The 17,020-nt window shown below is 63.8% G+C and carries 15 protein-coding genes; 6 read left to right on the top strand and 9 right to left on the bottom strand.

What is annotated here, in order from left to right; genetic code table 11:
* Positions 1 to 26: 26 nt before the first annotated feature.
* Positions 27 to 944: a sugar kinase gene (locus tag IB267_RS06990; protein ID WP_192446951.1), complete on the bottom strand. Its 918-nt coding sequence runs from the start codon at positions 942 to 944 to the stop codon at positions 27 to 29.
* Between the two features lie 162 nt (positions 945 to 1,106).
* Between IB267_RS06990 and IB267_RS06985 the strand changes: the two genes are divergently transcribed.
* Both IB267_RS06985 and aac(6') read left to right on the top strand, forming a co-directional pair.
* On the top strand, positions 1,107 to 2,738 hold the full coding sequence (locus tag IB267_RS06985; protein ID WP_192446950.1) for an alpha-glucosidase family protein: 1,632 nt from the start codon (positions 1,107 to 1,109) through the stop codon (positions 2,736 to 2,738).
* Entirely contained in the window at positions 2,738 to 3,202 is a 465-nt protein-coding gene (gene aac(6') / locus IB267_RS06980; protein WP_210335751.1) for an aminoglycoside 6'-N-acetyltransferase, read from the top strand. The genes IB267_RS06985 and aac(6') overlap by 1 nt, the downstream gene beginning before the upstream one ends.
* A gap of 13 nt (positions 3,203 to 3,215) precedes the next feature.
* Here the strand turns inward: aac(6') and ade are convergent, their stop codons facing one another.
* On the bottom strand, positions 3,216 to 4,913 hold the full coding sequence (gene ade, locus IB267_RS06975) for an adenine deaminase (RefSeq protein WP_192446949.1): 1,698 nt from the start codon (positions 4,911 to 4,913) through the stop codon (positions 3,216 to 3,218).
* 132 nt (positions 4,914 to 5,045) lie between these two features.
* Entirely contained in the window at positions 5,046 to 6,371 is a 1,326-nt protein-coding gene (locus tag IB267_RS06970; protein WP_043621123.1) for an aspartate aminotransferase family protein, read from the bottom strand.
* A gap of 265 nt (positions 6,372 to 6,636) precedes the next feature.
* On the opposite strand from IB267_RS06970, the gene IB267_RS06965 reads away from it, so the two are divergent.
* Both IB267_RS06965 and IB267_RS06960 read left to right on the top strand, forming a co-directional pair.
* Positions 6,637 to 8,889, top strand: a complete 2,253-nt coding sequence (locus IB267_RS06965) for a glycoside hydrolase family 9 protein (protein WP_371742504.1) — start codon at positions 6,637 to 6,639, stop codon at positions 8,887 to 8,889.
* A gap of 60 nt (positions 8,890 to 8,949) precedes the next feature.
* Complete coding sequence (locus tag IB267_RS06960) at positions 8,950 to 10,038, top strand: Gfo/Idh/MocA family protein (protein WP_210335797.1); 1,089 nt, start codon at positions 8,950 to 8,952, stop codon at positions 10,036 to 10,038.
* 44 nt (positions 10,039 to 10,082) lie between these two features.
* Here IB267_RS06960 and IB267_RS06955 read toward each other — a convergent pair whose 3' ends face one another.
* The 6 genes from IB267_RS06955 to IB267_RS06930 all read right to left on the bottom strand — a co-directional run bounded on the left by IB267_RS06955 (position 10,083) and on the right by IB267_RS06930 (position 15,535).
* The gene (locus IB267_RS06955) at positions 10,083 to 11,114 is read right to left on the bottom strand and encodes a Gfo/Idh/MocA family protein (protein ID WP_192446946.1); all 1,032 of its coding nucleotides are present in this window, start codon (positions 11,112 to 11,114) and stop codon (positions 10,083 to 10,085) included.
* A gap of 190 nt (positions 11,115 to 11,304) precedes the next feature.
* The gene (locus IB267_RS06950) at positions 11,305 to 11,649 is read right to left on the bottom strand and encodes a helix-turn-helix transcriptional regulator (protein ID WP_043621113.1); all 345 of its coding nucleotides are present in this window, start codon (positions 11,647 to 11,649) and stop codon (positions 11,305 to 11,307) included.
* Positions 11,650 to 11,768: 119 nt separating this feature from the next.
* Entirely contained in the window at positions 11,769 to 12,512 is a 744-nt protein-coding gene (locus tag IB267_RS06945) for a HugZ family protein (RefSeq protein WP_192446945.1), read from the bottom strand.
* A gap of 91 nt (positions 12,513 to 12,603) precedes the next feature.
* Entirely contained in the window at positions 12,604 to 13,653 is a 1,050-nt protein-coding gene (choV, locus tag IB267_RS06940; protein WP_192446944.1) for a choline ABC transporter ATP-binding protein, read from the bottom strand.
* On the bottom strand, positions 13,650 to 14,495 hold the full coding sequence (gene choW, locus IB267_RS06935; RefSeq protein ID WP_192446943.1) for a choline ABC transporter permease subunit: 846 nt from the start codon (positions 14,493 to 14,495) through the stop codon (positions 13,650 to 13,652). The genes choV and choW overlap by 4 nt, the downstream gene beginning before the upstream one ends.
* 83 nt (positions 14,496 to 14,578) lie before the next feature.
* A complete protein-coding gene (locus IB267_RS06930) occupies positions 14,579 to 15,535 on the bottom strand; it encodes a choline ABC transporter substrate-binding protein (RefSeq protein WP_192446942.1) in 957 nt (318 codons plus the stop codon).
* 249 nt (positions 15,536 to 15,784) lie between these two features.
* On the opposite strand from IB267_RS06930, the gene IB267_RS06925 reads away from it, so the two are divergent.
* Both IB267_RS06925 and IB267_RS06920 read left to right on the top strand, forming a co-directional pair.
* Entirely contained in the window at positions 15,785 to 16,372 is a 588-nt protein-coding gene (locus tag IB267_RS06925) for a thymidine kinase (RefSeq protein WP_192446941.1), read from the top strand.
* Between the two features lie 78 nt (positions 16,373 to 16,450).
* Positions 16,451 to 16,852 carry a cytochrome c family protein gene (locus IB267_RS06920; protein ID WP_192446940.1) on the top strand — a complete coding sequence of 134 codons (402 nt, stop codon included), beginning with the start codon at positions 16,451 to 16,453 and terminating at the stop codon, positions 16,850 to 16,852.
* Positions 16,853 to 17,020: the final 168 nt, after the last annotated feature.

The following is a 17,020-nucleotide window of genomic DNA, read 5'->3' as shown; positions in this document are numbered from 1 at the left end:
ACATCCTTGAACCGTGATCCTGCCGTTTAGGCCGCAGGCAGTTTTTCCTTGGCAACAAGCGCGCCGTGATGGCCGATGACGCTGGCAGCGACGCTTGCCGCAAAGGCGGCGGCCTGGGCTGGTTTGTCGCCCGCCACCAGGCGAGAGACGAAGGCGCCGTTAAAGCTGTCGCCGGCGCTGGTGGTGTCGACGACGCGCTCGACCGGGGTTGCCGGCACATGCTCAACCGGGGCGTCGCCAAAGGCGAGCGTCACGCCCTTTTCGCCGTCCTTCACCACGATATTTGCGGCGCCGAGGCTCTTGTAACGGGCAATCGTCGCTTCGATCGAAGCATCGCCGAAATGGGTGATCTCGTCGTCGAAGCTCGGCATCACCAGGGTGGCGGCGCGGGCACCGTCGGTCAGCGTGCGGCGCATGCGCTCGGCATCGTCCCAGAGACGCGGGCGAATGTTCGGGTCGAAGACCACCGTCTTGCCCGAGGCCTTGGCGCGGCGCAGTTCCGACAGCAGCGTTTCCACCGCATCGGGGGCAAGGATCGCCAGCGTGATGCCGGAGAAGAGGATGAGGTCGGAGCTTTCGATCGCGCGTCTGAGGTGCTCGGCATCGTCGGCAAGCAGCTTGGCTGCCGAGTGCGAGCGCCAGTAGGAGAAGCTGCGCTCGCCGTCCTTCAGATGGATCATGTAGAGGCCGGCCGAACGGTTCTCGATGCGGCGGACGGCAGACGTGTCGATCTGTTTCTCCGCCATGAAAGCCAGCATCTCGTCGGAGACCGTGTCGGTGCCGACGGCGGAGCAATAGCCGACGGTCCAATCGGCAGGCATGAACAGCCGCGCATAATAGGCGGCGTTGAAGGTGTCGCCGGCATAGCCCTTGCGCAAGAGCCCGCCTTCCGCCTGCATGAGTTCGACCATGCATTCCCCGATCGCAAGCATCTTACCGGCCACGTCTTTCCTCCCAACAGAATTCGCCTGAGACGGGATAAGGGTCTCGGTCGCTCTCGGCAAGTGATTGTTTCCGACCGCGTTCGTGACAGGCAGGACGGCGTTTACTCAGGTCCCCGGCAACGCTACACCTTTGTCTGACGGATCGTCTTCAAGGGGGCATTCATGGCGTCTCGGCAGGTATCGGGTGACGATTGGTGGCGCGGTGCGGTGATCTATCAGGTCTATCCGCGCTCCTTCCAGGATACCGACGACGACGGCATCGGCGATCTCAAGGGAGTCACGCGGAGGCTGCCGCATATCGCCTCGCTCGGCGTCGATGCGATCTGGCTATCGCCGTTCTTCACCTCGCCGCAAGCCGACATGGGCTATGACGTCTCGGACTACTGCGACGTCGATCCGATGTTCGGAACACTCGCCGATTTCGACGCAATGCTTGGCGAAGCCCACCGTCTCGGCCTGAAAGTGATCATCGACCAGGTGATCTCGCACACGTCCGACCGGCATCCCTGGTTTATCGAAAGCCGCTCCAGCCGAACCAACGCGAAAGCTGACTGGTATGTCTGGGCCGATCCGAAGCCGGACGGCACCGCGCCCAACAACTGGCTGTCGATCTTCGGCGGGCCGGCCTGGGAGTGGGACGGCGTGCGCAAGCAATACTACATGCACAACTTCCTGGGCTCGCAGCCGGACCTCAACTTCCATAATCCCGAAGTTCAGGATGCGGTGCTCGATGCCGCGCGCTTCTGGCTCGATCGCGGCGTCGACGGCTTCCGCCTCGATACGGTGAACTTCTACTTCCACGACAAGCACCTGCGCGACAACCCGCCGCTCGTGCCGGATCCTGATGCCACCAGCAACGATGCGCCTGACGTGAACCCCTATGGCATGCAGGATCATCTCTACGACAAGAGCCAGCCGGAAAACATCGCCTTCCTCGCGCGGTTCCGGGCTTTGCTCGATCGCTACGAGGGCCGTATGACCGTCGGTGAAGTGGGCGACGGCGCCCGTTCGCTGAAGACCGTGGCCGCCTATACCAGCGGCGGCGACAAGCTCAACATGTGCTACACTTTTGACCTCCTGGGCCCGGATTTCACCGCGGCCCATATCCGCCGCTGCGTCGAGAATTTCCAGAAGGCGGTGACCGACGGCTGGGTCTGCTGGGCCTTTTCCAACCACGACGTGACACGCCATGTCAGCCGTTTTGCACATACCGAAGCGGAGCGGGAGAGGGTGGCGCGGCTGGCGATCACGCTGCTTTCTGCCTTGCGCGGCTCGATCTGCCTTTACCAGGGCGAGGAACTGGGACTGCCGGAGGCCGAGCTTGCCTTCGAGGACCTGCGCGATCCCTATGGCATCCGCTTCTGGCCCTCCTACAAGGGTCGCGACGGATGCCGCACACCGATGGTTTGGGAAGAGAACGCTGTGAATGCCGGTTTCACCGGCGGCAAGCCGTGGCTGCCGGTGCCCGGGGACCATCGGCGCCTGTCGGTTGACGCCCAGCAAGCCGGTGACACGGTGCTCGATCACTATAGGGCGATGCTCGCCTTCCGCCGATCGCAGCCTGCGCTCAGCGATGGCACGATGCGGTTCCTCGACACCAACAGTGACCTGCTCGCCTTTGTACGCGAGAAGGACGGCGAACGGATGCTCTTCGTTTTCAACCTCACCCGGGAACCCCTGGAGTTTCCGGCGCCCGCTGCGGTCGAGCCCCTGGAATTGCCCGGATATCCGGCGCGGCTGGAAGCCGGTAGCATCAGGGTTGCCGGACTGTCGGTCTTCGCAGGGAAATACTGATGCGCATATTGTTGATGGATGATGAGGCCATCGGCCGCTGGGTCGAGATGCGCGTGGCGCTCTGGCCGGATACCCCCGCCGCGGATCATCGCGCCGAGGTCGAATCCTGTCTTGCGGAGGGCGACCGCTACGCCTCGTTCCTGTGCGAGGACGAAGCCGGCGTTGCTGCCGGTTTCGCCGAAGCGTCGATCCGCCACGATTATGTCAACGGCTGCGAGACCTCGCCCGTCGGCTTCCTCGAAGGCATTTACGTGTTGCCGGCCTACCGCCGCCGCGGGGTGGCGCGTGCCCTGATCATCGCGGTCGAACGCTGGGCGACGAGCCGGGGCTGCCAGGAACTCGCCTCCGACACGGCGACCGACAATCTGCGGAGCCAGAGCCTGCACATGGCGCTCGGCTTCGAGGAGACGGAGCGCGTCGTCTATTTCCGCAAGGAACTCTCGCCCGCCGTAGCCGACAACTGAGCACTGCGGCCAATCACCCGATCAGCATGAACTTGTCGACGTCGACCAGCCCGCGGTCGGAGATCTTCAGGTGCGGGATGACCGGCAGCGGCAGGAAGGCGAGTTGCAGGAAGGGTTCCTCCAGCGTTGCGCCAAGCGCGAAGGCGGCGTGGCGCAGGTGGTGCAGGGTGTCGCGCACGCTCTCGTAGGGTTCGAGGCTCATCAGGCCTGCCACGGGGAGCGCGATCTCGCCGGTCACCTTGCCATCCTCCACGACGACGAAGCCGCCCTTGATCTCGCCGAGCCGGTTGGCAGCGATCGCCATGTCCTCGTCGCTGACGCCGACGACGCAGATGTTGTGGCTGTCATGGCCGACGGTCGAGGCGATGGCGCCCTTCTTCAGCCCGAAGCCTTGAACGAAGCCGTTGGCATGGTTGCCGTTGACGCCGTGGCGCTCGATGACGGCGACCTTGATGATGTCGCGGCCGAGATCGACGCCCGTCTGGTTGCCGACGGCGGGTAGGCGGTAGCGACGGTGCTCGGTAATGATCTTGCCCGGCAGAACGCCGATGACCGACGTGTCGCCGTCAGCGACCGGAATGCCGAAGGCGCTGGCGTGCACGTGGCCCGCCTTGACACTGTCGAGCCCGACCGGGGCGACCGGGTTGCGGGTGGCAAAGAGTGCATCGGTGACGCGCCGGCCACCGGAAAACACGGTCTCGGCCTTGCAGTTTTCCAGGCTGTCGATGACCACGAGATCGGCGCGCCAGCCGGGGGCGACAAGGCCGCGGTCACGCAGGCCGAAGGCGCGGGCGGCCGAGATCGAGGCGGCGCGATAGATTGCCAGCGGCTCGACGCCGGCTGATATGGCCGTGCGGATCATGTGGTCGAGGTGACCCTGCTCGGCGATATCAAGCGGGTTGCGATCATCGGTGCAGAGCGCCAGGTGCGGCGACAGCCGCTCGGTGATGATCGGCATCAGCGCATGCAGGTCCTTGGAGACCGAGCCCTCGCGCACGAGGATGTGCATGCCTTTGCGGATCTTCTCCATGGCTTCTTCAGCGCTGGTGCATTCATGGTCGGTGCGGATGCCGGCGGCGAGATAGCCGTTCAGGTCCTTGCCCGACAGCAGCGGCGCATGGCCGTCGATATGCGCGCCCTGGAAGGCCTCGAGCTTGGCAAGGCAGACCGGATCCTTGTGCACCACGCCGGGGAAGTTCATGAACTCGGCAAGGCCGATGACTTTCGGGTGATGCCGGAAGGGCAGGAGCCTTTCGATCGGCAGATCGGCGCCCGACGTTTCCAGATGTGTCGCCGGCACGCAGGAGGAGAGCTGGACGCGGATGTCCATGATCGTCTCGAGCGCCGAATCCAGGAAATACTCGATGCCCTCGGTGCCGAGCACGTTGGCGATCTCGTGCGGGTCGCAGACGACGGTGGTGATGCCGAGCGGCAGGACGCAGCGGTCGAACTCGTGCGGCGTGACCAGCGAGGATTCGATGTGCAGATGGGTGTCGATGAAGCCCGGCACGACGATGCGGCCGGTGATGTCGATTTCCTCGCGCCCCTCGTAGTTGCCGAAGGTGCCGACGATGCGGTCGCCCGAGATCGCGATGTCGGAGGCGACGAGTTCGCCGGTGACGAGATCGAAGAACCGCCCGCCCTTCAGGACGATGTCTGCGGGCTCGCGTCCGACGCCCTGATCGATATAGCGTTCCAGCGCTTCGGACATGAGGCAACTCCATTTTTATACGCGCCCCGGATGCTCTCTCGGTGGGACGACGCCTGGTATCATTGTTGCAGATAAGAGTAACCCTTCCCCCGTTGCCGGGGAAAGGGTTCTGATGGTCTCGGTGAGGCCCGCTTAGATATTGCTGTTGAGAACGGCGCGCAGCTTGCCGAAGAGCTCGTCGATCTCGGCCTTGGAGATGATCAGCGGTGGCGACAGCGCGATGATGTCGCCGGTGGTGCGGATCAACAGACCGCTCTCATAGGCCTTGAGGAAGGCGGAGAAGGCGCGCTTGGTCGGTTCACCGGCGATCGGCTGAAGCTCGATCGCACCGATCAGGCCCAGGTTGCGGATGTCGATGACATGGGGGCAGTCTCTCAGCGAGTGCAGGCCTTCCTCCCAATAGGGCGCAAGCTCGGCGGCACGGGTGAGAAGGCCTTCTTCCTTGTAGGTGTCGAGCGTGCCGAGGGCGGCGGCCGAGGCGATCGGGTTGCCCGAATAGGTGTAGCCGTGGAAGAACTCGATCATGTGCTCCGGGCCATTCATGAAGGCATCATGGATTTCGGAGGTGACGAAGACCGCGCCCATCGGGATGACGCCGTTGGTCAGGCCCTTGGCGGTGGTGATGATGTCGGGCTTGACGTCGAAATACTGCGCGGCAAACGGCGTGCCGAGGCGGCCGAAACCGGTGATGACTTCGTCGAAAATCAGCAGGATGCCGTGCTTGGTGCAGATCTCGCGCAGTTTCTGCAGGTAGCCCTTCGGCGGGATCAGCACGCCGGTGGAGCCGGCCACCGGCTCGACGATGACGGCGGCGATGGTGGAGGCATCATGCAGCGTGACGATGCGCTCAAGTTCGGTGGCGATATCGCCGCCATGTTCCGGCTCGCCGCGGGTAAAGCCATTCTGGGCCGGCAGATGCGTATGCGGCATGTGGTCGACGCCGGTCAGAAGCGTGCCGAACATCTTGCGGTTGGAGACGATGCCGCCGACCGAGATACCGCCGAAATTGACGCCATGATAGCCGCGCTCGCGGCCAATCAGGCGGAAGCGCGAGCCGTCACCCTTGGCGCGGTGATAGGCGAGTGCCACTTTCAGCGCCGTATCCACCGATTCCGAGCCGGAGTTGGTGTAGAGAACGTGGTTCATGCCCTCGGGCGCGATGTCGACCAGGCGGTTTGCCAGTTCGAAGGCCTTGGGGTGGCCGAGCTGGAAGGCCGGCGCATAGTCGAGTTCGCCCGCCTGCGCACGGATCGCCTCGGTGATCTTCGGGCGACAATGGCCGGCGTTCACGCACCACAGACCCGCCGTGCCGTCCAGTACCGTGCGGCCGTCATGGGTCGTGTAGTGCATGTCCTTGGCGCCGACGAACATCCGCGGCTCCTTCTTGAACTGCCGGTTCGCAGTGAACGGCATCCAGAAGGCGCGCAGGTCGTTCGGCGTGTTAAGGCGGTTCGACATTCCAGTTCTCCTCGATCTCTCTTGTCGTCCGGGCGGTGTTGCTGCCCATATTTTTACCCTTTGGTCAAACTATCAGGGCGCCGGGGCGCGTCAAGCCTCGCGCCGGTCCGGCCGACGGGTCTTGGACGGGGCTTGGCAACAGCGAAATTTCGCCGCGCCGCCGGATCTTTTCTCAAGCTTAACTTGTTTGCGGCAACGCTCTGCTGCCATGGCTTGTCGGCTCCGTGGCGCCTTTTGGATGACCGGCGAGTTCGGAGTTGGAAACGTGTCGAGGTTCGGGATAGCACACGCGGCGATTGCCGTGCTCTTCCTGCCGGGCCTGGCAAGGGGCGCCGAACAGATTGCTGACGGCCACTTTGACAAGGGACAGGATACGTTCTGGGCGAGTGACGGGCTAACGCTTGCGCGCGAGAAGGGCCGGCTGTGCGTCGAGGTTGCGCGGGGTGGCGAAGCCTGGAGCCAGCTCATCGGCACCAACGGCCTGACGCTCGAGCCCGGTCGCATCTACCGCCTGTCGATGAAGGTGCTCGCCGAGCCTGCGCGCAGCGTCCAGGCAAGGGTGCAGCGCGCTGCCGATCCCTGGACCACGGTGGGCGAATTCACGATGGAAGGCACGCCGGAGGGCAGCCTTTTTTCGGCGGAGTTCGCAGGCCAGGAACCGGATGAAGCGCAGCTGGTATTTCCGCTTGGCGGCGGCGAGAGCGGCCGCGTCTGCCTCGACGACATCTCGCTGGTGGCGACCGGGGCCCGTTCGCCGGCGGCACGTCGGGCGACCGAAGGACCGGCCATTCGGGTCAACCAGCTCGGCTATCTGACGGATGGCCCGAAGCGGGCGACCTTCGTCGCCGATGCGAAGCACCCCATCGATTTTCAGATGCTGGATTCTGCGGACAGGATGGTCGGCAAGGGCAAGACGCAGCCCCATGGTTTCGATCCGACGGCCGGCGTCGAGACGCAGGTTGCGGACTTCTCGGCGTTCAAGACGCCGGGCGACGGTTATCGTCTCGTGTCCGGCGACTGGGCGAGCGACCGCTTCTCGATCGGCGAGGATCTCTATACGCGGCTGCGGGTGGATGCGCTGTCCTGGTTCTACCCGCAAAGAAGCGGGATCGAGATCAAGGGCGCGATCGCCGGCAAGGCCTATGCCCGGCCGGCCGGTCACGTCGGCGTCGCGCCGAACCAGGGCGACAAGGCGGTTCCGTGTCTTGGCGGCGCGCAGGCCGATGCGCTCTACGACGGCTGGTCCTGTTCCTACCAACTGGACGTTACCGGCGGCTGGTACGACGCCGGCGATCACGGCAAATATGCGGTGACCGGCGCGCTGGCTGCCGCCCAACTGCTTGCCGCCTATGAACGCGGCCTGACCTTTGCGCCGAAATCGGCGGTGACCCGCGACGGGCTGGCGCGCATTCCGGAAAACGGCAATGGCCTTCCGGACATTCTGGACGAGGCGCGTTGGGAGCTGGAATTCCTGCTGCGGATGATGGTCCCGGATGGGGAGCCGCTTGCCGGCATGGTGCACCATAAGATCCATGATACGGCCTGGACCGCCGCACCAATGCTGCCGGGCGACGACCCGCAGCCGCGCGCGCTTTACCGTCCCTCGACGGCGGCGACGCTCGATGTCGCGGCGGTGGCGGCCCAGGGCGCGCGTCTCTTTGCCGAGCACAACCCGACATTTGCCGCCCGGCTGCTTTCGGCGGCGCGCAAGGCGTGGGTGGCGGCCAATGCCAATCCCGCACTCCTTGCGCCAAAGTCCGACGGGTTCGGCGGCGGTGGCGACTACGACGACGACAGCATTTCCGACGAGCTCTTCTGGGCGGCGACCGAACTCTATCTGACGACCGGCAACGGCGAGTATCTCAAGACCCTGCGGGCCTCGCCGCTCTGGGGGGCGGATGTGCTTTCGCCCGGCGGCGCCTTCAACTGGCGCGATGTTGCCGGCTTCGCGCGGCTGCAACTCGCCCTTTATGGCAAAGCCTTGCCGGCGGTGGACCGCGAAGCGATCGGGCGTTCGGTGGTGTCGGCGGCACAGCGCCTCTTGTCCGCGCAGCAGGCCGAGAGCTTCGGCATTGTCTACCGACCGGAAAACAGGCGTTACGACTGGGGATCGAACCAGCTGATGCTGCAGAACATCGTCGTGCTGTCGGCCGCCTATGATCTCTCCGGCGACAGGGTCTTTCTCGATGGCGCGCGCGAGGGCATGGACTACATCCTCGGGCGCAACGCGATGGGGCTTTCCTACATAACTGGCTATGGCAGCCGCTCGCCGCAGAACCAGCACAGCCGCTGGTATGCCCGTCAACGCGATCCGCAGTTGCCAAATCCGCCCGTCGGCTCGCTTGCCGGCGGCCCGAACTCGACCTTTGTCGACGACATCGCCAGGGAACGGCTGCGCGGCTGCGCGCCGCAGACCTGTTACGTCGACGATATCGAAGCCTATGGGTCCAACGAAATCGCCATCAACTGGAATGCGCCGCTCGTCTACGTCGCGTCGTTCCTGGCCGACGCGCGATAGGAGACTGAAAGCGTGACCGGGATTGCCTTTGTCGGAACCGGCTTCGTCGCCGACTATTACATGACGACACTCGCCAACCATCCGGAGCTGCGGCTCGTCGGCGTCTGGGACCGCGACGCCGAGCGTCTCGACGCGTTTGCGCGCTACTGGAAGGTTTCGCCTTTTGCCTCGCTGGACGCCGTGCTTTCCGACCCCGCGGTGTCGATCGTCGTCAATCTGACGACGCCGGAGAGCCACTATAGCGTAAATTGCAGGGCGCTTTTGGCCGGAAAGCACGTCTATTGCGAGAAGCCGCTGGCGATGACGGTGGAGGAGGCGAGCGAACTCGTCGACCTGGCGAAGGCCAAGGGGTTGCTGCTTGCCGGCGCGCCGGCCAATGGCCTCAGTGACGCGCAGGCGCTCTGCGCCCGTCTGCTTGCGGACGGCGCCATCGGCACGCCGCGGCTTGTCTATGCCGAGATGGAAGACGGCCCGGTGTTCAAGGCCAACTGGCGCGCCTGGCGCAGCCGCTCGGGCGCGCGTTGGCCGGGCGTGCACGAGTTCGAGGTCGGATGTACACTCGAGCATGCCGGCTATGCGGCAAGCTGGCTGGTCTCGTTGTTCGGCCCGGTCGCCGAAGTCAGTGCGGTCTCGGCGCTTACCTTTCCGGACAAGGGGCCGGGGACCGAGACGCTGGCGCTCGGGCCCGATTTTTCCGTGGGTTGCCTGACGTTCCGCTCCGGTGTGACGGCGCGGGTCACCTGTGGCCTGGCGGCGCCGCGCGATCGCTCGCTGACGATCATCGGTGACAAGGGCATGATCTCCGTTCGCGATCTCTGGGACAATCGCTCGCCAATCCATCTGGAGACTTTCGGGGCGAAGCGGCCGCTTCTTCATCGCGGGCTCGACTGGCTGGAATGGAAACTTGGCCGCAAGCTTCCGCTTCGGCTCTATCCCGGAACGAAGATGCGTTATCCGACAGAGACGGCGGCAAGGGCGCTTCCGGCCTTTCCGTCACGGATCGATTTCGTGCGCGGCATCGCGGTACAGGCGCAGGCGATCGAACGCGGCGAGACACCGTTCTTCTCCGGCGCGACGGCACGACATCTGACGGAGGTGGTGTTGGCGCTCAACGGCGGCTGGCGGGACTATCGTCCGCTCGATCTCTAAGCGGCGCAGTGTCGGCACTGCTCCTGTTCCGTTTCGGCGCAGGCTTATCCGGCGTCAGGCGTCTTTGCGCGGATCGTCTCGATGATTTCCAGGGCCTTTATGCTGGCCGATAGCGGCATCGACGGATGTTCGCCGCGGCCCTCTAGAATGGCTGCGCTTGCTGCCTCGATTTCGAACTGCAGCCCGCTCCCCGGGAAGGGATTTTCATGGCGGGTGAGGCCGGGCAGGGGGAGATGCCGGGCCAGCCGGTGGGCTGCTTTTCCGTTGAAAGCCAGCAGCTTGCGCGCCGGTCCGCCGGTGGAAACGAAGAGGCGGCTTGCCTTCAGGAACGGCGCGTCGATGACCAGCGTGCCGCGCTCGCCCTCGATGACGAAGCGATTGTGGCCGTTTCGATCGAAGCCGCAGCCGAGCGCAGCGTCAAAGCCGCCATAGGTCAGCTTGATCTTGGCCGAAGTGTCGACGCCGGTCGGCGCGCGCTTCCACGAACCGTCGACGGACCGGGGCTCTCCGAACAGATTGAGGCAAAGGGCGATCGGATAGATGCCGAGGTCGAGCAGCGACCCGCCGCCGAGCGCCGGATCGAAGAACCGGCTGACGGCGTCGAACGGTTTCTCATAGGCGAGTTCCGCCCGGACATGGCGGATCGCGCCGAGCGTTCCGACAGCGAGCAAGTCGCGAACCCGCGATATCGCCGGAAGAAAACAGGTCCAGAGCGCCTCCATGGCAAAGGTGCCGCCGGCGGCGGTTGCGAGCGCACGCGCGTCGGCTGACGACGTCGTCAGCGGCTTTTCGATCAGCACGGCCTTGCCGGCGGCGAGCGCAAGGGTGGCCTGTTGGAGGTGCTCGGCATTGGGTGAGGCGATATAGATCGCGTCGATATCGGGAGCGGCCGCCAGTGCCTCGATACCCTGATAGCTGCGCAGGCCGCCGAAACGCGCAGCGAAGCTCTCGGCCTTCTGCGCGCTGCGGGATGAGACGGCGACAAGGCTCGCATGGGGTGCGAAGCGGAAGTCTGCGGCAAAACTGTTTGCGATCGTGCCGGTTCCGGCGATGCCCCAGCGGACCTTGTCACGCATATCCCGATGTCCGCTTTCCGGCTTTTTCTGTCGCGGCGCATCGTGCCCCGGAAGTCTCAAGGCTCGGTAAATGCCGGCGAGCGCCGGCACCTTTCACGTGCAAATCGGGAAGACTATCCGCCAAAGAATAAGCCCCGCGCGATTTCTCGTGTGGGGCTGTTCGAACGGGTCCGCAGATGCGGACCGAGTATCAGGCCGATTTGCGGACCGGAGTCTTTTCTGCAGTGGCGATCTGGTCGTCACCGTAGATTTGATTGAGCGTGCCTAGAATCCGCATGACCGCGTCGGATGAGCTAGAATAGTAAATCGTCTGCGCATCGCGACGGGTGCTGACGAGATTCTGAGCACGGAGCTTAGAAAGATGCTGGGAGAGAGCCGATTGGCTCAGCCCAACCTTGTTGGCCAATGCGCCGACCGCCATCTCTTCCTTGACGAGGGAATCGAGGATGAGTAGGCGCTTAGGGTTTGCCATGGCCGAGAGGAAACCGGCTGCTACCTCGGCTTCATCGTGTTTTTCAGGCGAAAGTGGCTGCATTGCGTGCTCCATGCGAAAATTACATCACACGTAGTTATGGTTGACGAAGCACGATAATTAGTCGTGATGCATAAAAGGGCAACCACCCACTGCAAGAAATGGGGGTACTTCTCCCGCGATTAACCGTTAAGTTCACGCAAAATTGCCCGTAAATTGGAACTTTCTTCGATAGGTGTCGGGAACTCAAGGCGTTTTAGCTGATCGCCATCTGCAAGATCGAGCCCTGCGGCGTCGATACCCACCACTTTCCAGTTGCCTTCCGGTGCTTTGCAAAGCGTCACCGCATAGCGCTGAACTGCGTCAGAATGATCCGTATTCATATGATCGATCGCGTTCGCCTCCATCGCGGCGAGCGAAGCGACGGCAGGCGTGTCGATGAGCAGGTCCCCGGCGGTCAGAACATAGGCGCGGCCGAAGCCGCCGTTGAGGCTGGCACGCAGCGGCGTCAGCCGGAAGAAGCCGAAATCGGGAAAATCGACGTAAAGCTTCGACTTTGGGTGGCGGCGAACGAATCGCTCGCGGATTCGGACATGCGCCTCGCTGTCGCGCGCCACCTGTTCGGCCGTGCATTGTACGGTCAGGCGAGGATGGGCGAGCGGATCGCCCTTGCCGGGTTCGCCCGTCAGAAGCGAAGCCCTGGCGTCGGCCAGCAGCGCCTGGGTGTGGGTCGACAATTTCGAGATCAGGATGACCGGCACTCCGTCGACATCCATGCCGACGAGCACGCGGCTGACGAAGGGGAAGCCGCTGCTGTCCGGCTCGATCGCCGCAAGCGATGCGCTGCGCGCGCCGCGCAGAAGCGTGCGTGCCAGCGTGCGGGCTTCGTCGTCGGTGTCGCGCAAAACGTTCGGCTTGTCGCTCATGGTCTTTCCCTTTTCCTGCCATGCGGTCGTCGCCGGGACGAAAAAGCCCGGAACGACGCTCCGGGCTTTATTGGCTTGTTGAGGGGCGCCGTCAACTTTTGTTGCGGTGGCGCGTCAGCCCATGCACGATATCCTGGGCGTCGATGGTGCCGACCACCGAACCGTTGTCGACGACCCCGATGCTGCCCGGCTGGCGGGACATGGCGTCGAGAATGTCGACGAGCGGTGTCGTTGGTTTGGCCGTCGCTGTCACGCCGGCAACCGTCACCCCGCGCTGGACGCCGGTCTGCATCACGTCTTTCGCCGTAAGCATGGTGATCGGGTTCATGTGCTGGACGAAATCGGCGACGTACTGGTTCGCCGGGTTCTTGACGATATCCTGCGGCGTACCGCACTGAATGATGCGCCCGCCCTCCATGATGGCGATGCGGTTGCCGATGCGAAAGGCCTCGTCGAGATCGTGGCTGACGAAGATGATCGTCTTCTTCAGCCGCCGCTGGAACTCCAGCAACTCGTCCTGCAGGCGGGTGCGGATCAGGGGGTCGAGGGCCGAGAACGGCTCGTCCATCAGAAGGATCGGTGCGCCGGTCGCAAAGGCGCGGGCAAGGCCGACGCGCTGCTGCATGCCGCCCGAAAGCTCGTTGACCTTGCGGCCTGCCCATTTCGAGAGATTGACGAGTTCGAGCTGCTCGCCGACGCGCGCCTTGCGCTCGGCATCCGGCATGCCGGCAAGCTCAAGCCCGAAGCCGACATTGTCGGCAACGGTGCGCCAGGGCAGGAGTGCGAACTGCTGAAACACCATCGAGACGGTGTGCATGCGGAAGTCGCGCAACGACTTCGGGTTGGTTCGATAGGGATTGAGCGGCCCGTTCGCAGTCTTGACCTCGACCTCGCCGCGCACGACCGGCGCAAGGCCGTTGACGGCGCGAAGCAGCGTCGACTTGCCCGACCCCGAAAGGCCCATCAGCACCAGGATCTCGCCCTCGTTGATTTCGAGCGACGCGCCGGCGACGCCGAGCACGAGGCCGGTCGCAGCCCCGATCTCGTCACGGGTCTTGCCCTGATCGACCATCTGCAGCGCGACCTGCGGGTTGTTGCCGAAGATGATGTCGACATTCTTGAATACGACGGCGTTGGTCATGCGCCTTCTCCTTCGTCGGACGAGCGGAAAAGGCGGTCGAGAATGATCGCCAGGATGACGATGCAGAGACCGGCTTCAAAACCCTTGGCGACGTTGACCGAGTTCAGCGCCCGTAGCACCGGAACGCCGAGGCCGTTGGCGCCGACGAGCGCGGCGATGACCACCATCGAGAGCGACAGCATGATCGTCTGGGTGAGGCCGGCCATGATCTGCGGCATGGCGAAGGGCAGCTCCACCTTGCGCAGCACCTGTCCCGGCGTCGCACCGAAGGCCTGGGCGGCTTCGACCAGCGACGGCGGTGTCGAGATGATGCCGAGGCGGGTGAGGCGGATCGGTGCGGGGATGGCGAAGATCACCGTTGCGATCAGGCCCGGGACCATGCCGAGGCCGAAGAGGATCAGCGCCGGGATGAGGTAGACGAAGGTCGGGATCGTCTGCATCAGGTCGAGGATCGGTCGCATGATAGCATAGACCCAGGCGCGGCGGGCAGCGGCGATGCCGAGCGGAACGCCGACGGCCATGCTGACGAAGCTGGCGGCAAGCACCAGCGCCAGCGTTTCCGTCGTTTCCTTCCAGTAGCCCTGGTTGATGATCAGAAGCAGGCCGAGGCCGGTGAAGAGCGTCACGCCGAGCGAGCGGCGGAACCACCAGGCGGCGGCCGTGATCACGGCGACGACGATCAGCGGGTGAGGGGTCTGGAGAATCCAGAGCAGCACGGCCACGACGCCGGACAGGAAGCGGGCGAGCTGGTCGAAGAACAGCTCGAAATTGGTCGTCAGCCAGTCGACGAACGCCTTGGCCCAGCCCCCGATAGGGATGCGGTTCTCGGTCAGATATTCCACGAAGGTAGATCCGTCTCGTCAGGTCAAAAAGGAGCGCATGACGCGGTGAAAAAAGGCGGGGATTTCCCCCGCCTTGATGCCGATCAGAGGCCGAGTGCGGCCTTGACTGCGGCCAGGCCGTCGCCGCCATCCTTGGCGGTCACGCCGGCGAGCCACGGATCGACGACGGTCGGGTTGGCCTTCAGCCATTCCTCGGCTGCCTTGTCCGGCTCCTGGCCGTCGTTCAGGATCTTGCCCATGATCTCGTTTTCCATCTGGAGCGAGAACTTGAGGTTCGTCAAAAGCTTGCCGACGTTCGGGCACTCGGTGGTGTAGCCGGCGCGCACGTTGGTGAACACTTCCGCACCGCCGAAGTTGGCGCCGAAGATGTCGTCGCCGCCCGAGAGATAGGTCAGCTTGAAGTTGGCGTTCATCGGGTGCGGTTCCCAGCCGAGGAAGACGATCGGCGCGCCGTCCTTTTCGGCCCGGGCGACCTGCGCCAGCATGCCCTGTTCGGAGGATTCGACCACTTCGAAGCCCTTGAGGCCGAAGGTGTCCTTGTCGACCATGTCGATGATCAGGCGGTTGCCGTCATTGCCGGGCTCGATGCCGTAGATCTTGTTTTCCAGCGCGTCCTTCTTGGTGGCGATATCCTTGAAGTCCTTGATGCCAAGCTCCGCGCCCTTGGCGTTGGTCGCGAGCGTATACTTGGCGCCGACCAGGTTCGGCCCGAAGGATTCGACCGACTTGTCGTCGAGATAGGGGCGCACGTCGTTTTCCTGGGTCGGCATCCAGTTGCCGAGGAAGACGTCGATGTCCTTGTTCTTGAGCGAGGTGTAGGTGACCGGAACCGAGAGAACCTTGATGTCCGTCTGGTAGCCGAGGCCCTTGAGAACGGTGGAAACAGTGGCTGTGGTCGCGGTGATATCCGTCCATCCGACGTCGGAGAAACGGACGGTGCCACAGCTTTCCGGCTCGGCAGCTGCAGCCTGCTGAGCGGTGATGGCGACGACCGAAACGGCGCCTGCCAGCATCAGTTTGAGAGAGAGTCGTTTTTTCATCGTTGTCGTTCCCCTGCCTCGATTATTGTTTTAGCCAAACACCATTGGATAGCGAATTCAAGCGCTTTGATGTCGAAGGAAGTGTATTGCGTCAATATGCTGGCGGGGTGCACGATGCGACGCTCGATGTCGCAATGTCCACGAAATGGTCTAGTCCGCCGAAAAACTGTGGGTGCTGCAAACGGGCTCTGGCCTTCCCGGCCAAGCCTCGTCATTACCCGGAAAACGGAAAAACCGGACGCGGTGACAATGGCCAAACTCTATTTCAGCTATGCGACGATGAATGCGGGCAAGAGCACGATGCTGCTGCAGGCCTCCTACAACTACCAGGAGCGCGGCATGCGCGTGGTGATGCTGATCGCCGCCCATGACGACCGGGGAGGGGTCGGCCGCATTTCCTCGCGCATCGGTCTCGGCGCGGACGCCATTCCCTTTCACGGCGACGATGATCTCTTCGGGCTGATCGACCGGCTGCACCGGGATGGCGAAGGCGAGATCGCCTGTGTCTTCGTCGACGAGGCGCAGTTCCTCAACGAGGGGCAGGTCTGGCAGCTTGCCCGCGTCGCCGACCGCATCGGCATTCCGGTCATGGCCTATGGCCTGCGCACGGATTTCCAGGGCAAGCTCTTTCCGGGCTCGATGGCGCTGCTGGCGATTGCCGACGAGCTGCGCGAAGTGCGCACCATCTGCCACTGCGGCCGCAAGGCGACGATGGTCGTGCGCCTGGACGGGCAGGGCAAGGTCGTGCGCGAGGGCGCCCAGGTCGAGGTCGGCGGCAACGAGAAATATGTCTCCTATTGCCGGCGCCATTGGGACGACCTGATGCGCTGCGAGTGAGTGCGGCGTCGTGGCGGCTTGAAACCGCCATATGCGCGATGCCATTGTTCGCCTCTATCCGCACGCCAGGGGTCTTCGATGTTGCGTCTCGTCACCAGCCTTTCCATCACACTCTGTCTTGGCACGTTCTCCCTCGGCGCAACGGTCGCCCATGCCGGCGGCGACGCCACTGCCGGCGCTGCCGTCTTTCGCAAATGCGCCGCCTGTCACACCGCAAGCGAACCGACGAACCGCGTCGGCCCGAGCCTGATGGGCGTCGTCGGACGTCCGGCCGCATCCGTTGCCGACTACAACTACTCCGACGCGATGAAGGCCTTCGGCGCCGAGGGTCATGTCTGGGATGAGGCGACGCTCAGCGAGTATCTGCTGAGCCCCAAGGCAATGGTCGGTGCCACCAAGATGGCTTTTGTGGGTTTGAAAAAGCCGCAGGACATTGCCGATGTGATTGCCTACCTGAAGGCGCCGCCGGCTGCCAAATAGGGACGACGCAGGTTCCGGACGGGAAACCGTTTCCCGCTTTTCCTCGGCTTGCGTGCGGCAATGCCGTCGATATCTCAAGCACTTCGCTGTGGTGGCTGATCAAAAAGCTGCCGGGAAAGGCTTGTTCTCTTTCGGTAAACACCCTTTATATAACTGCAATCGAAGGCT

The organism is Ensifer sp. ENS09 (assembly GCF_014852425.1).
Taxonomy (GTDB): Bacteria; Pseudomonadota; Alphaproteobacteria; order Rhizobiales; family Rhizobiaceae; genus Ensifer.
Note: the sequence above shows the minus strand (reverse complement) of the source record. Positions and strands in the feature narration are given on the sequence as shown.